Source organism: Pseudomonas sp. JV245A, assembly GCF_032424515.1.
Taxonomy (GTDB): Bacteria; Pseudomonadota; Gammaproteobacteria; order Pseudomonadales; family Pseudomonadaceae; genus Aquipseudomonas; species Aquipseudomonas protegens.
The window spans coordinates 1-15180 of the sequence record NZ_VYKE01000128.1; the positions used below are offsets into that span (position 1 = coordinate 1).

Genomic DNA, 15180 nt, shown 5'->3' on the forward strand with positions numbered 1-15180 from the left:
AGCACCCGATCTTCATGGCACCGCGCAACCCGGGCTGGCAGGTGGACGCGCAGGGCCGCCAGTCCTGGCCGGTGGACAGCTACCAGCAGGAAGGCGAGCGGGTGACCCACTGGCTGGCCGAAGGGGTGATCAAGCAGCACCGTACCCTGGGCACGCTGCTCAACACGCTGATCGATACCGGCTTCAACCTGCGCCATGTGCAGGAGTGGGGCCCCACGGCGCAGCAGATCGAGGACCTTCCGGCGCTGGCAGAGGAGCGGGTGCGGCCGATGCTGTTGCTGGTGGCAGCGCAGCGGTGAGGAGGTGCGGCGCCCTCAAGGTTTTTTAACGCCCCTTCGGGCCGCTCGCAGCCTGCGACAGCGGCTACAGAAGCCGCAGTCAGTAGCCTTGCTGTAGTGGAAAGCGCTGGGCCGCGCTGCGGGCCAGGAATTTTTCCTGGACCATGGGCCGGGCCAGGAAATAACCCTGGGCCTCATCGCAGCCGAAGGTGCGCAGCATCTGCAGGCACTTGAAGCTTTCAATGCCCTCGGCCACGGTGCGGTAGCCCAGTTCCCGGGCCAGGGCGATGACCGAGCGGGTGATCTTCTGGTGCTGGGCACTGCTCTCAAGGTCGGTGACCATGGATTTGTCGAGCTTCACCACATTGGCCGGAATCTGATGCAGATAGGCGAAGTTACTGTAGCCGGTACCGAAATCGTCGATGGCCACATCCATGCCCAGGGCGCGGATCTTGCTCAACTGGTCCAGCACCCGCGGGTTGGAACGCAACCAGGCACCCTCGGTGATTTCCACTTCCAGGCGATGGGGTTCGATGCCGTGGCGGCGACAGGCCGCCTTGAGCACATCAGCGATGTCCTGGTCCTCGAAATCCTGGGGCGAGAGGTTGATCGACAGGCGCTGCACTTCACCGTCGCTCCAGGCCTGCAGCTTGCCGAGCACCGCATTGATCACCCAGTGGGTTACCCGGTGGATCAACGCATTGCGCTCCATCACCGGAATGAACTCCGCCGGTGAAATCGGCCCCAGCCAGGGGTGATCCCAGCGGATCAGCGCCTCGGCGCTGACCTGGGCGCCGTCGGGCAGGGCGAAACGCGGCTGGAACATCAGGTAGATCTGCCCACTGTCCAGGGCTTCGCTGATATCCGAGGCAAGGTTGAAGGCTCGCCGGTAGGCCTGGTCCCGCACCACGTCGTAAGGCGCCCAGGTGCTGCGGTTGAGGGTCGCCAGTTCCAGGGCGAACATGGCCTTGCGCAACACGTCGGGCACGGCGTCGCGGTCCGTGGAGAACTCCACCGTGCCCGCGCACACCCCGGGAATCATCGGCAGTTCCAGCCCTGGCGGCTGACGCCGCAGGCGCCGCACCAGGCCTTCCAGGAAGCGCTCGATCCCGGGAGCCGCCGGCAGCAGGAAGCCGAAGCGCTTGACCGATACGTGATACACCCGCACATGGCGCCCCAGGTAGGCGAGCAGTTGCTGGGCCAGGAACCGCACGATGGTCTCGAACGGCGCCAGGCCCATGGCCAGGGTCAGCTCGTGGGCCACGGTCATGTCCACCGCGTCCACCAGCACCAGCACGCGCCGTTCTCCCGGGTTCTCATCCGCCAGGTCGTACAGGTCGCTCTGAAATTGCTCACGGTTGGGCAGCCTGCTCACCGGATCGCGCCGGGTCAGGCGCTGACGCTGCTCCACCTGCTCCATCACCAGGGATGCCAGGTCGCGCAGTTGCTGACGCTCGGCAGCATTCAGGCGCTGGGGCTGGCGATCGATGACGCACAGGCTGCCGATCGCATGCCCGGTGGAGGTAATCAGCGGCGCGCCGGCATAAAAACCGATGCCCGGGTCTTGGGTCACCAGGGGGTTGGCGTGGAAACGCACATCCTGGCGGGCGTTTTCCACCTCGAATACATCACCGGACTTGATGGTATAGGCGCAGAACGATTGCTCGATGGGGGTCTGCTCGGGCGCAAAGCCCACCCGCGACTTGAACCACTGCCGATCACGGTCCACCAGGGTGATCAGGGCCGTGGGCACCTTGAAGTACTCTGCGGCCAGCCGGCAGATGCGGTCAAAACGCTCGCACCGGGCCGTATCCAGCAGTTCCAGGGCATACAGGGCAGCCAGGCGCTGCTCCTCGGCCAGCGCCTTATCGGGCATATTGCGCCTCGGGCAGGATCAACACACTCATCACCAATCTATCTCACCAACGCAGGGATGGAACGACACCCGGAAACCGGGTCGGGCCTTGAAGTAGTGGCACTACGACATCCATCGACAGCATGACGCAGTGACTAGTGCTTGCCAATTCCATCCGTCGGACGAACGGTCGACGGCAAGCCCCCCAACCCTGCGTTGAAACACTTGTCCTAGAGCATTGCCGACTGAAAGCCGGAACAACCCTCTGGTAGCCTGCGACGCTATACCGCTGTGCTGCCCAGGGAGCCGGGACAGGCTTCACGCCCTGCCCTGAACCTGGCGACGGACGGCGAAAATCCCCATCGGCCGCGACCTCTCACTTCGGACCAACCGCCCATGCCAAGGCTTTCCCCGTTGCCCCGCTGCCTGTACCTGTCGACTGCCCTGGCTGTGCTGCTGCCAATCCTGGCCCACGCCGCACAACCTCAAGCGCCCAGTGCCGCCGACATCGCATGGCTGCGGCGTGACGGCTTCGACCTGGACGCGGCGCAACTCCAGCGCCTGCGCACCCTGGGGCGCAATGAGCTGCTGAGGGCGCAACTGGACGATCGCCTGCACGATCCGTTGCCACCGGCCATCGACACCCTGCTGCGCAGTTATCCGGCCCTGAACGATTCGCCCCGCTCCCTGCTGGAGGAGTTCCGGCAGCGCCAGGAACAGATCAAGGCAATGCCCGAGGGCGAAGCGCGCAACCAGGCGCAAAAAGACCTGCGCCAGTACGCCGCCCAACTGGCTGAACAGACCCAGTCCAGTGTGCTGTTGCAAGCTGTCTACGGCCCCAACCAGCTCAAGGAACAACTGGTGCTGTTCTGGCTCAACCATTTCAGCGTGTTCCAGGGCAAGGGCAGGGTGCGGCTGCTGACCGCCGACTACCTTGAAAACACCCTCCGCCCCCACGCCCTGGGCAAGTTCAAGGACCTGCTGCTGGCCACCCTGCAAAGCCCGGCCATGCTCGAATACCTGGACAACAGCAGCAACGCCAGGGGCAAGGTCAACGAGAACTACGCCCGTGAACTGATGGAACTGCACAGCCTGGGCGTCGACGCCGGCTACAGCCAGGAAGACGTGCAACAGCTGGCGCTGATCCTCACCGGAGCCGGGCTGGCGCCCCTGGACGGTCGCGAGCAGCGCTTTCCCCGCAACCTGCAGCCCCTGGTGGTGCAACAGGGCCTGTTCCAGTTCAACCCCAAACGTCACGACTTCAGCGACAAGCACCTGCTGGGCCATACCATCAAGGGCAGCGGGTATGACGAGATCACCCAGGCCGTAGACCTCATCACCCGGCAACCGGCCTGCGCGCGGTTCATCTCGCGCAAGCTGGCCCAGTACTTCGTCGCGGACGAGCCGCCGCCGGCGCTGGTGGCGCGCATGGCCAAGAGCTTCAGTGACAGCGATGGCGACATCGCCCAGGTCATGGCCACCCTGATGCAATCGCCGGAGCTGCTGCACGCGGCCGGCAGGAAATTCAAGGACCCGCAACAGTTCGTGGTCTCGGCGCTGCGCCTGACCTATGACGGCAAGCCCCTGGCCAACCCGCGACCACTGCTCAACTGGCTGAATCAGATGGGCCAGCCGCTGTTCGGGCGCATCACTCCCGACGGCTGGCCGCTGGTAGCCAGTGGCTGGTCGAGTTCCGGGCAGATGGCCAAGCGCTTTGAAATCGCCCGGGCCATGGGCTCGGGCAACAACCGGCTGTTCACCGCCGAGGGCAGCCAGGTCCCGGGGCCGGGGTTTCCCATGATCACCACGCCGATGTATTACCAGGCAATCGCCCCCTACCTCTCCAGCACCACCCGCAACGCCCTGGAGCAGGCCGTTTCCCCCCAGGAATGGAACACCTTCCTGCTGTCCTCGCCGGATTTCAACAATCGCTGAGAGCGCCCCACCTGACCAGGAGCCGTCATGAATCGTCGCCAATTGTTGATCGCAGCCGCCGCCCTGCCCAGCCTGACGTTTTGTGCCCGGCTGTTCGCCGCACCGGCCTCGGCGCCGCGCACCCTGCTGGTGTTCCTGCGCGGCGGCTATGACTGCAACAACCTGCTGGTGCCCTACAGCAGCGACTTCTACTACGAGTCGCGCCCGACCCTGGCGATTGCCCGGCCCGATGGGCACAACCCACAGAGCGCCATCGCCCTGGACAGCCACTGGGGCCTGAACCCGGTGCTGCGCGATTCGCTGTACCCGCTGTGGCAGCGCCATGAACTCGCCTTCGTGCCCTTTGCCGGCACCGACGACCTGTCCCGCAGCCACTTCCAGACCCAGGACACTATCGAGGCCGGCCAGCCGAGCCAGCAGCACCGGCGCTACGACTCGGGGTTCCTCGCACGCTTGGCGCGGCAGGTGCCCGACAGCGCGCCTATCGCCTTTACCGACGCCCTGCCCCTGAGCTTCCAGGGCGGCCAGGAGATTCCCAACCTGTCCTTGCGCAGCGCCGGCAAGACGCCCTTCGATGAGCGCCAGGCAGCGATTCTGGCCGCCATGTACCAGCACACGCCCTATGCCGCCGCGGCCAGCGATGGACTGGCCCTGCGCCAGAAGGTCTCCCGGGAGCTGCAGCAAGAGATGCTCGCAGCCAATCGCGGGGCCGCCAATGCACAGAGCTTCGCCGCCCAGACCCGGCGCATGGCCGGCCTGATGCGCGAGCAGTATCGCCTGGGCTTCGTCGATGTCGGCGGCTGGGATACCCACGTCAACCAGGGCAGCACCCAGGGCCAACTGGCCAGCAACCTGGCCAACCTCGGGCAAGGGCTGGCGGCCTATGCCGAGGCCATGGGCGAGCACTGGAAGGACAGCCTGGTGGTCGTGGTCTCCGAATTCGGCCGGACCTTTCGCGAGAACGGCGCCCGGGGCACCGACCACGGCCATGGCACGGTGTACTGGGTGTTGGGCGGCAGCATTCGCGGCGGGCGCCTGGCCGGCGAGCAAGTGACGGTGAACGCGCAAAGCCTGCTGCAGAACCGCGACTACCCGGTGCTCAACAACTACCGGGATCTGCTCGGCGGCCTACTGGGCGCTACCTGGGGGCTTTCCCGCGCTCAGGTACAGGCGGTGTTCCCCGGTTCCCGGCCCGCGACCCTGGGCCTGGTCTGATGCCGTTGCTGAAACGCCCAGGTGCAGGCAAAAAAAGAGCGATCCCAGGGTCTGTACGAAAACTCGCCGAGCAAAGATCAGGCAAGGCAAAAACAGGCGAGGAAGCGGAGTTTAGGAACCTAAATGAGCATTCCGAGCCTGTTTTTAACGCAGTCTGATCGAAGCGCAGGTAGTTTTCGTACAGAGCCCACGATCGCTCTGCGGCTTGCAAACGGATGCACCGGGCCATTCGCCCCGACAGACTCTTGGCAACCTGCCGTGAATCCGCTTGAAACCATTTGCCCCCTGTCACCGCCCGGCTCCTGCCAGGCGTGCCGATATTTTTACCAGTGCGCAACTGTCTGCTTGCTGAACCTGAAGCCAATCCCGCCATCGATGCTGTCCCCCCTCCTGCCCGAGCGCTTGCCAAGCCGGGGAAAAACCTGAAGCATTCGCAGCCCGCGCCCCTGGCGCCCCCCACGGAAGGAGCCGTGCCTTGAAAACACTGCTGTTGCTGCTCTCCCTCATCCTGCTGATGGTGCTCAACCTCGGTTACTACACCGAGCTTGAAGAGGCTGAAACCCATACCCGCTGGTTTATCAAGACATCCCCGACCCTGCGCCTGGAATTCTTCAACATCCACGCCAATGACGGCGACTACCGGCGCGTGGAAAAACTCACCGATGAACAGCGCCAGATGATCATCGACTATTGCAAATACCGCCTGGGCATCGACACCCAGGTCACCACCCAGGCCGATGTGGAACGTTGCGCCAAGCTCTAGGGCCGCCCTGCCCCCCCTCCCAGCCTCCGACCAGGGCTACGACCGCGCTAAACAGCCCTGATGCGGTGCTCATTGGCCCCTGGGTACCGGAGCACCTGCGCCCGACACGGCTCCCAAAGTGCTATGGTGGCCGGCTGCCCTGCGTGCCAGGGCTCACTGGAGGAGCAATACGCTGAGCGCGTGGTCGCCACCTTGAGGAGGTCACTGAAGAGATATGTGTAACGCAAAAGATATCTATACCGCGGGTTGGGTTCTGGTGGTCATGGCCGGGCTGGTGTCCCTGGCGATCCAGGTCTATCTGGGCTATTTCAGGCTTGATGACATGGTCAAGCATCTGTCGCGCTGCCGGGTCATTGCCATCCGCACGCCACTCCTGGGCAAGGACCCCCTTAGCCGTTTCTTCATGCTGCTGTGCATCGGCGCACTGTTCGCCATGCCCCACCTGTTCCTGCGCAACGGCGGCCTGAACGTGAAGGACTACAGGAAATTCCCCCTGGGCCTGAAGTGGCTGATCAATCTGTTCCAGTTCGCGGCCCTGGTGGCCGTCATTGCCTTCCTGGTGCTGTGGTGGGTCAGCCGCCACCTCTGACGGCAGGCATGGACCATACGGGGCGCCGCCACCGGCGCCCCACGCTTGCCCCCCGCCTCAGCCAGCCGACCGTTGCTGGCAAAAATCCTCACGGGTCATTGCAAAGAAGCGGCAGGGCAAGCCTTCGAAATCGGCATTGTGGGTGAAGCGAAAACCGACCTTGCGCGCCACCGCCAACGACGCCTCATTGTCGACATGGGCATCGGCGACTATGCGCTGCACCGCCGGGTCGGCAAACGCATGCTCGACGATCCGCCGCGCGGCCTCGCTGGCAAAACCCCGCCCCCAGGCCCGCCGCACCAGGCGCCAGCCCATTTCCAGCTCGGGCCCCACAGCATCGAAGGGAATGAAGGAAACCCAGCCCAGCAACTCATCCGGCGCGTCCTTGGCGAAGATCGCCCAATACCCGCAGCGCGGGCCGAAATCCTGGGTCATGCGCCCCTGTAAAAAGTCCCTGTGCCACTGCCCGCCATCCCAGGTCCCGGGGATGAAGCGCGTGACTTCGGGATCCTGATCCATACCCAGGCACGCCTGGAAGTGCTCAAGGGTACGGGGGCGCAGCAACAGGCGGGCGGTTTCGAAATGCAGGTTCATCCGTGAGCTTCCTGAAAGGGGGGCGCTCATGAAACCGCAACGCCGGAAAAAAAAGAACCCTCCGGTTCAGCAACAGGCCACGGCCCCTTGGTAGCGGTCCTGAGGAGGGGCCGGCTATCGCGCATACAACGACGCATACACTTTTCGACATGATTGTTCAGATAGTTCTGATTGAATGACATAAATTCGCATATGAGAATCGCTTCCAAATAAAACGGAGGCTTTATCTGAAATGTCCAGTCCTGCCCGCCCACACCCATGGAAGTTGTGGTCCACATCCCTCGGTTTGATGGCCCTTAGCGAAGCCAGCCTCGGCGCCACCGAGCAATCCACCGAACGCCCATCCGACCCGGCATCCGTCACCCTCGGCACCACCCACGTCAAGGGCGAACACAAGCCGGGATACAAGCGCGAAACATCGGATTCGGTGAAGTTCACCGCACCGCTGCGCGAAACCCCGAAGTCGGTGACCATCATCACCGAATCCCTGATGCAGGAGCGTGCGGTGTCGACCCTGGCCGATGCCCTGCGCACCACGCCGGGAATCACCTTCGGCGCGGGCGAAGGCGGCACGCCGCTGGGCGACCGGCCCTTCATCCGTGGTTTCGAAGCCAGCACCGACATCATGATCGACGGCATTCGCGATGTCGGGCGCATGACCCACGAAGCCTTCAACGTCGAGCAGATCGAGATCGTCAAGGGCCCGGGCTCGGCCTACGCGGGGCGCGGTTCCACCGGCGGCACCATCAACCTGGTCAGCAAAGTGCCGCAGCAGGAAACCTTCGCCGCCGGCAGCCTGACCCTGGGCACCGATCAACTGCGCCGCACCACCGTCGACCTCAACCAGTACCTGCCCGAACAGAACATGGCGCTGCGCCTGAACGCCATGAAGCATGAAGCCGATACCCCCGGGCGCGACGATGTGGAAGTCACCCGCTGGGGCCTGGCGCCGAGCTTTTCCTTCGGCCTGAACACCGATACCCGCGGCACCCTCAGCTACTACCACATGCAGAGCGACGACATTCCCGACCAGGGTGTTCCGGTATCGGCCATCAGCGGCAAGCCGGTCAAGGTCGACCGGGACAATTTCTACGGCTTCAGCAAACGCGACTTCCGCAAGACCTCGGCCGACCTTTTCACCCTGCAACTGGAACACGACTTCAATGACCACCTGACCCTGCGCAACACCACACGCCAGGGGCGCAGCATGCAGGACTACATCATGAGCCGGCCGATTGCGACACCGGCCCAGGAGCGCAACAACCTCGCACAACGCACCGCTCGCCCACGTAACGTGGTCAATACCTCGCTGATCAACCAGACCGATATTTTCGGCAAGTTCGACACTGGCTCCATCGGCCACAGCTACAGCGCCGGCCTGGAATTCTCCCGGGAACGGATCGACGAGAAAAACCGCTATGGCAGCGCGGGCAGCGCCGACCTCGGTGACCTGAACCACCCTAACCCCAAGGATCCCTTCACCCCGGTGCCACGCGGCGATGGCCAGCATCGCGTCACCAAGCACAACAACCGCGCCCTGTACGTGATGGACACCATGGCCCTGCATGAACAATGGGACCTGAACCTGGGGGCGCGCTTCGACAACTACCACGTGCGAGATGGTGTGCAGAGCAACCGCAGCAACCTCTGGACCTACCAGAGCGGCATCGTCTTCAAGCCCCTGCCGTACGGCAGCATCTACCTGTCCTACGGCACTTCGTTCAACCCATCGGGGGAAACCGCCGGGCAATCCGGGGGGGCCGACGGCGCCGCGGGCGGGCGGTTGAGCAACCTGGATCCGGAAAAGAGCCGCAGCATCGAGCTGGGCACCAAGTGGGACCTGCTGAACGAACGCCTGTCCCTGACCGCGGCCCTGTTCAAGACCGAGAAGACCAACGCCCGGACCTACGACCCGATCAGCAACGAGGTCACGCTGGACGGCGACGTCGAGGTGAAGGGGTTTGAAGTGGGAGCCACCGGCCATCTCACCGAACAGTGGGAAGTGATGGCGGGCTACACCTACCTGGATGCCAAGACGGTCAAGTATGCGTCCGGAAAAAACACCAACTTCGATGGCAACCAGGCCAAGTTCATCGCCCCCAACAGCGGCTCGGTCTGGACCACCTACGCCCTCACCGACCGCTGGAAGGTCGGCGGCGGCGCCAACTATGTGGACAAGCGCTATACCAACGATGAAAACACCCGCAGCCTCGATTCCTACTGGCGCTACGACGCCATGCTCGCCTACCGGGTGAACAAGAACCTGGACCTGCAACTCAACGTGCTCAACCTCACCGACGAGACTTACTACGACGCCTCCCACGTGGGGATGTTCGCCACCGTCGCGCCGGGGCGCTCCGCCGAGCTGGCGGCCAACGTACGCTTCTGATGCCGTAAAGCCGGCTCCTGCACTCATCCGCAGGAGCCGTCTGCCGGTGAACAGGCCTCAGAGCAACCCGCGAATATCCTCCAGCAGCCCTCGGGGAATCTGCACTCCGTGCTCCAGGCTGCGGGCCCGGGCCGCAAAACGCCGCTGTGACGGCAGCCGTGCGCCCTGTCGGGCAATCGCCGCGAACAACCCTTCCGCCCGTTCCAGCCCCTGCTCATAGCCCTCCCCCAAAAACACTCTGGGATCGAACGCCAGCACCAGTTCCCCATGGCAGGGCGTAGCCCCCACGCCTCCATCGAAGGCCATGGACTCGGCACTGGTCAGGTCGCCGATCAGGGCACCGGCCAGCAACTCGATCATCGCCGCCAGGGCCGAACCCTTGTGCCCGCCGAACGTCTGCATGGCGCCCTGCAACGCCGCCTTCGCATCAGTGGTGGGCTGGCCATCGGCGTCGATGGCCCAGTGCTCGGGAATCGGCTTGCCCTGGCGCGCATGCAGTTCGATATCCCCCCGGGCAATGGCACTGGTGGCGAAGTCAAAGACAAAAGGCTGGCCCCCCGGGCGCGGCCAGGCAAAGGCCAGGGGGTTGGTGCCGAACACCGGATGACGCCCGCCCGCCGGGGCCACCCAGCTATGACTGGGGTTCATCGCCATCCCCACCAGGCCGTAGTCGGCAATCGCCTCGACCTCCGGCCACAGCGCGGAAAAGTGGAAGCAGCGCTTGATCACCATGGCGGCGATCCCCTGGCTGCGGGCCTTTTCCGCAAGGATCGGCAAACCGGTATGAAAACCCAGCAGGGAGTAGCCGTAATGGGCATCCACCTCCAGCACCCCGGGAGAAACATGCCGCAGGCTGGGTTCGGCCCGGGGGTCTATCCGGCCCTCGCGCACCGAACGTACGCAGCCCAGCAGACGATACACCCCATGGGAGTGGCACTCGTCACGCTGGCCCTGGGTGATGACTTCGGCGATCGCCCGGGCATGGGCGTCGGACAGGCCGTGGCGAGTGAGGACCTGATAGGACAGGGCACAGACTTCATCCAGTGACAGGGTGATGTATTCAGACATGCAGGAACCTCTATGGCAGGTGGGGAACGCTCCTGTGGGAGAGTTTGCGGATAGGTAAGGCAAGAAGGATGAGCAGGCGCGCCGGCACTCCCGAGGAGAGCAGGCGCGCCTCGGGTCAGCCCGGGCCCTGGCCGTCGAGCAGCTGCGGCACCTGCAATGGATTGGCGCTGTGCAGTTCAGCCGGCAACAGCGACTCGGGCAGGTCCTGGTAGGACACCGGGCGCAGGAAGCGCTGGATCGCCAGGCTGCCCACGGAAGTGCTGCGGCTGTCGGAAGTGGCCGGGAACGGCCCGCCATGGACCATGGCATGGGCCACTTCGACACCGGTGCCGAAACCGTTGGCCAGCAGGCGCCCGGCCTTGCTCTCCAGCAGCGGCAGCAGCGCCCGCACCTGCGGCTGATCGCCCTCGACCAGGTGAATGGCAATGGTCAGCTGGCCCTCCAGGCTGCGCAGTACCTGTTGAAGGACAGTCAAGTCGGCGCAGCGGACAATCAGCGAGGCCGGGCCAAAGATCTCCCCGCGCAACTCGGGGCACGCCATGAACGCCGCGGCCGAGGTGGCGAACAATGCCCCGCGCGCCTGCTGGCCCTGCCCTTCCGGGCCCTGGGCCAGGAGCTGCACCCGGGCATGCGCCGCGAGGCTGGCCACGCCTTGGCAGTAGCTGCGGTAAATGCCCGGCGTGAGCATGGTCTGCGCCGCCACGTGGCCGAGGGCCTCGGCGGCGGCCCGCTCAAAACGCTGCAACGCCGGCCCATCGACGGCCAGGATCAACCCCGGGTTGGTGCAGAACTGCCCGGCGCCCTGGGTCAGCGAGGCGACAAACGCCGGGGCGATCTGCTCGCCGCGCTCCTCAAGGGCATGGGGCAACAGCAGCACCGGATTGATCGAACTCATTTCCGCATACACCGGGATCGGCTCGGCGCGCGCTGCGGCGATCTGCATCAGGGCCATCCCGCCGCTGCGCGAGCCGGTGAAACCCACGGCCTTGATCCGCGAGTCCGCCACCAGCCCCTGGCCGATATCCCGGCCACTGTCGAACAACAGTGAAAACACCCCTTCGGGCATTCCCTGCTGCCGTGCCGCCCGGGCGATGGCCTGGGCCACCAGCTCCGAGGTGCCGGGGTGGGCCGAGTGCGCCTTGACGATCACCGGGCAGCCCGCCGCCAGGGCCGATGCGGTATCGCCGCCGGCCACGGAAAAGGCCAAAGGAAAGTTCGACGCACCGAACACCGCCACCGGCCCCAGACCCATCTGCCGCAAGCGCAGGTCGACCCTGGGCAAAGGCTGGCGCCCGGGCTGCGCCGGGTCGATCCGCACCCCGAGAAACCCGCCCTTGCGCACCACCGCGGCAAACAGCCGCAACTGGCCAACGGTGCGCCCGCGCTCGCCTTCCAGGCGGGCACGGGGCAGGCCGGTTTCCAGCAGGCAACGCTCGATCAGTTCATCCCCCAGCTCAAGAATCTGGCTGGCGATACTCTCCAGAAACGCCGCCCGCCGCTCCAGCGGCAACAGCCGATAAGGCTCGAACGCCGCCTGGGCCAGGGCACAGGCACGCTCCAGGTCGGCCGGTGCGGCCCCGCCAAAAGCCGGTTGCAGCACCTCGCCGGTGGCCGCGTTCAGCCCATGGATATGCCCGTGGGTGCCTAAGCCGGCTTGCTGGCCGATCAGCATCTGTCCAGTAACAGTCATGGTTTGCCTCGTCTGCTTGAAAGTGGGCACCCTCATTCCACCTCATCGCCGTCCAGCACCAGCTTGGCGCCGGGCACGCCGGTGTTGGCGCCCCAGTAGTAGATACACAGGGCCATGAGGGTGACGGTCAGGGTGTCGAAGGGGTGAGCCAGGGCGCCGATGCCGCCGAAGCTGCCCAGGTAGGAAATGACGATGGTCAGGGCATAGAACGCGATCAGCCACAGGGACGAACGCACCTGTTCGCCAAGGCTCAAGTGATCGGTGGGCACCAGGCGCTTGCACAACAGGTAGATCACGAACATCAGGATCTGCAGCCCCAGCAGCCAGGACACCGTGCCCCAGCCCGACCAGTAGACGATCAGCGCCGCGATCACGAAGGACACCGGCCCCAGCAGGGAAAAACCACGCACGCGGAACGGCCGCGCCAACTCCGGCGCGCTCTTGCGCAAGGCCGCGACACTGATGGGCGCCACTGCATAGCTCAGTACCAGGGCTGCCGAGACCACATTGATCAGGGCTTCCCAGGAAGGGAACGGCAAGGTCCAGAACACCGACAGGCCGAAGGTCAGCCACAGCGCCGGACGCGGAATGCCGGACTCTTCGTCGATGCGGGTGAAGATCTTGAAAAAGGTCCCGGTACGGGCCCAGCCGTAGACCACCCGCGGCGTGGCGTTCATGTAGATGTTGCCGCAGCCGCTGGGGGAGATCACCGCGTCGGCCACCACCAGGTAGGCCAGCCAGCCCACCCCGAGCGTCAGGGCGATATCGCGGTACGGCAGAGAGAACTCCTTGCTGATGCCGCTCCAGCCGTTGGCCAGCATTTCCGTGGGAATGCTGCCCAGGAAGGCCAGTTGCAGCAGGCCGTAGATCAGGGTCGAGAGCAGCACCGAAAGGATCAGGGCAATGGGAATGGTGCGCTGCGGATTGCGCACTTCGCTGGCCACGGAAATGATCGGGGTCAGCCCCAGGTAGGCAAAGATGATGCCCCCCGCCGAGACCGCCATCTCGATCCCCGAGAGACCGAACGGCGCAAAGCCCTGGACATGGAAGTTATCGGGCTTGAAGAAGGTGAACAGCACCCCGATCACCAGCAGCGGCACGATGAACTTGAACAGGCTGATGAAGTTGTTGGATTTGGCGAAGGTCTTGACGCTGTAGTAGTTGAGCCAGAAGAACAGGCACAACAGGGCGAACTGCACCAGCCAGCCGATGATCGTCGGGTTGCTCGAGCCCTCGTGGGTCAGCGCCGGGAACCAGGCCGCGGCGTACTGCCGGGCCGCCACCACTTCAATCGCCACCAGGCTGGAAAAGGCGATCAGGGTGATGAACCCCATCAGGTAGCCCAGCAGCGGCCCGTGGGAAAACACCGGATAGCGCACTACCCCGCCGGCCCGGGGCAGGGCTGCCCCCAGCTCGCAGTAGACGATGCCCAGCAGCAGTACGGCAAAGCCGCCCAGCAGCCAGGAAAAGATCCCCGCCGGCCCGGCAATCGCCGAAACGTGGCTGGCAGCGAACAGCCAGCCGGAACCGAAAATCGCACCCAGACCGATAAAGGTCAGGTCCACCAGAGAGAGTTGTTTCTTGAATTTGCCTTTGCCTGACATGGGGCTGCGCCTGTTTTGGATTATTGGAATGGGCAGATGGAATGTCACGTCGGCGGGGCCGTCCGACGCTTGCAGCACTGCACCCGGGCTGTGCCTTGTGGCTGCCCGGAGCTGTTGTTTGGAAGCGGGCGCCCTTCACCCTGGGCGCCCGTGAACGCCTTACAAGCCGACGTTGGGCAGGCTCGGGCGCGTGGCCAGGGCCTTGGCGACAATCGCCTTGACCTCGGCCAGGGTCTCGCCCTGCAGCGGCAAGCGCGGCGGCCGGGTAATGGACGAACCACGCCCTACCAGTTCCTCGCAGAGCTTGATGCACTGCACCAGGTCCGGACGGGCATCCAGGTGCAGCAGCGGCATGAACCAGCGGTACAGGGCCAGGGCTTCCTCGAAGCGCTTTTCCTTGGCCAGGCGGAACAGCGTCTCGCCCTCCTTGGGGAAGGCCACGGACATCCCGGAGACCCAGCCCTCGGCGCCCACCGCAACGCTTTCCACCACCACGTCATCGAGCCCGGCGAACAGCACGAAGCGGTCGCCGACGGCATTGCGCAGGTCGATGAAGCGCCGGGTATCGCCGGAGGAATCCTTGAAGCAGACGATGTTCTCGCAGTCCTGCAGGGCGATCAGTACGTCGGGGGTGACGTCGTTCTTGTAGATGGGCGGGTTGTTGTAGACCATCACCGGCAGGTCGGTGCCGGTGGCCACGGCGCGAAAATGCGCGGCGGTCTCATGGGGCTTGGCCGAGTACACCAGGGCGGGCATCACCATCACCCCGTCGGCCCCGGCCCTGGCGGCCTCGCGCACGGTGTTGCGGGCAAACTCGGTGGTGAATTCGGCCACCCCGGCAATCACCGGCACCCGGCCGCCGGCGGCGTCCTTGGCCACTTCGATCACCGCGAGTTTTTCCGCGGTGGTCAACGAGGTGTTCTCCCCCACGGTGCCGCACACCACCAGCCCCGAGACGCCATCGTCCACCAGGCTGCGCATGACCTTGTGGGTGGCTTGCAGGTTCAGGGAAAAATCGGCGTTGAACTGGGTGGTCACTGCGGGGAACACACCGCTCCACTGGATGGCTTTACGGCTCATGGTCTTGTCCTTGTATGAGGTCGGCCGGGCCGACAGGCGTTGGATACGAAATCCAGAGTCGCCTTTTATCCCCGTCGCAGCTTGAGACTTTTCACCCCCGAAGGAGACGAAATCGGCACA

At 64.7% G+C, this 15180-nt stretch carries 11 protein-coding genes and 1 pseudogene; 6 read left to right on the forward strand and 6 right to left on the reverse strand.

What is annotated here, in order from left to right; genetic code table 11:
* Positions 1–299, forward strand: a pseudogene (locus F6S12_RS24715) (SAM-dependent methyltransferase); the annotation flags it as partial.
* Positions 300–378: 79 nt separating this feature from the next.
* Here the strand turns inward: F6S12_RS24715 and F6S12_RS24720 are convergent.
* Complete coding sequence (locus F6S12_RS24720) at positions 379–2154, reverse strand: sensor domain-containing phosphodiesterase (RefSeq protein ID WP_053149541.1); 1776 nt, start codon at positions 2152–2154, stop codon at positions 379–381.
* A gap of 375 nt (positions 2155–2529) precedes the next feature.
* Between F6S12_RS24720 and F6S12_RS24725 the strand changes: the two genes are divergently transcribed.
* From F6S12_RS24725 to F6S12_RS24740, 4 genes are all read left to right on the forward strand, one after another.
* Complete coding sequence (locus tag F6S12_RS24725; RefSeq protein WP_185070244.1) at positions 2530–4068, forward strand: DUF1800 domain-containing protein; 1539 nt, start codon at positions 2530–2532, stop codon at positions 4066–4068.
* Between the two features lie 27 nt (positions 4069–4095).
* Positions 4096–5283 carry a DUF1501 domain-containing protein gene (locus F6S12_RS24730; protein ID WP_315869406.1) on the forward strand — a complete coding sequence of 396 codons (1188 nt, stop codon included), beginning with the start codon at positions 4096–4098 and terminating at the stop codon, positions 5281–5283.
* 475 nt (positions 5284–5758) lie between these two features.
* Positions 5759–6046 (forward strand): hypothetical protein, encoded by a 288-nt coding sequence (locus F6S12_RS24735; protein ID WP_015634499.1) that lies wholly within the window; start codon positions 5759–5761, stop codon positions 6044–6046.
* A 214-nt stretch (positions 6047–6260) separates the two neighbouring features.
* Positions 6261–6635, forward strand: coding sequence for a hypothetical protein (locus tag F6S12_RS24740; protein WP_041116439.1), 375 nt, complete (start codon positions 6261–6263; stop codon positions 6633–6635).
* Between the two features lie 57 nt (positions 6636–6692).
* Here the strand turns inward: F6S12_RS24740 and F6S12_RS24745 are convergent, their stop codons facing one another.
* Positions 6693–7229, reverse strand: coding sequence for a GNAT family N-acetyltransferase (locus tag F6S12_RS24745; RefSeq protein WP_015634497.1), 537 nt, complete (start codon positions 7227–7229; stop codon positions 6693–6695).
* 232 nt (positions 7230–7461) lie between these two features.
* On the opposite strand from F6S12_RS24745, the gene F6S12_RS24750 reads away from it, so the two are divergent.
* A complete protein-coding gene (locus F6S12_RS24750) occupies positions 7462–9618 on the forward strand; it encodes a TonB-dependent receptor (protein ID WP_077933482.1) in 2157 nt (718 codons plus the stop codon).
* A 57-nt stretch (positions 9619–9675) separates the two neighbouring features.
* Here F6S12_RS24750 and F6S12_RS24755 read toward each other — a convergent pair whose 3' ends face one another.
* From F6S12_RS24755 to F6S12_RS24770, 4 genes are all read right to left on the reverse strand, one after another.
* Positions 9676–10686, reverse strand: coding sequence for an Ldh family oxidoreductase (locus F6S12_RS24755; protein ID WP_053149530.1), 1011 nt, complete (start codon positions 10684–10686; stop codon positions 9676–9678).
* A 115-nt stretch (positions 10687–10801) separates the two neighbouring features.
* Positions 10802–12376 (reverse strand): aldehyde dehydrogenase (NADP(+)), encoded by a 1575-nt coding sequence (locus F6S12_RS24760; protein WP_053149527.1) that lies wholly within the window; start codon positions 12374–12376, stop codon positions 10802–10804.
* Positions 12377–12408: 32 nt separating this feature from the next.
* Positions 12409–13980, reverse strand: coding sequence for an APC family permease (locus F6S12_RS24765; protein ID WP_053156751.1), 1572 nt, complete (start codon positions 13978–13980; stop codon positions 12409–12411).
* Positions 13981–14139: 159 nt separating this feature from the next.
* Entirely contained in the window at positions 14140–15060 is a 921-nt protein-coding gene (locus tag F6S12_RS24770) for a dihydrodipicolinate synthase family protein (RefSeq protein ID WP_011059755.1), read from the reverse strand.
* Between the last annotated feature and the right edge of the window lie 120 nt (positions 15061–15180).

Bases quoted from the DNA above. Each gene is read 5' to 3' on its own strand.
- F6S12_RS24720 (WP_053149541.1), bottom strand. From the start codon at position 2,154: ATGCCCGATAAGGCGCTGGCCGAGGAGCAGCGCCTGGCTGCCCTGTAT.
- F6S12_RS24725 (WP_185070244.1), top strand. From the start codon at position 2,530: ATGCCAAGGCTTTCCCCGTTGCCCCGCTGCCTGTACCTGTCGACTGCC.
- F6S12_RS24730 (WP_315869406.1), top strand. From the start codon at position 4,096: ATGAATCGTCGCCAATTGTTGATCGCAGCCGCCGCCCTGCCCAGCCTG.
- F6S12_RS24740 (WP_041116439.1), top strand. From the start codon at position 6,261: ATGTGTAACGCAAAAGATATCTATACCGCGGGTTGGGTTCTGGTGGTC.
- F6S12_RS24745 (WP_015634497.1), bottom strand. From the start codon at position 7,229: ATGAACCTGCATTTCGAAACCGCCCGCCTGTTGCTGCGCCCCCGTACC.
- F6S12_RS24750 (WP_077933482.1), top strand. From the start codon at position 7,462: ATGTCCAGTCCTGCCCGCCCACACCCATGGAAGTTGTGGTCCACATCC.
- F6S12_RS24755 (WP_053149530.1), bottom strand. From the start codon at position 10,686: ATGTCTGAATACATCACCCTGTCACTGGATGAAGTCTGTGCCCTGTCC.
- F6S12_RS24760 (WP_053149527.1), bottom strand. From the start codon at position 12,376: ATGACTGTTACTGGACAGATGCTGATCGGCCAGCAAGCCGGCTTAGGC.
- F6S12_RS24765 (WP_053156751.1), bottom strand. From the start codon at position 13,980: ATGTCAGGCAAAGGCAAATTCAAGAAACAACTCTCTCTGGTGGACCTG.
- F6S12_RS24770 (WP_011059755.1), bottom strand. From the start codon at position 15,060: ATGAGCCGTAAAGCCATCCAGTGGAGCGGTGTGTTCCCCGCAGTGACC.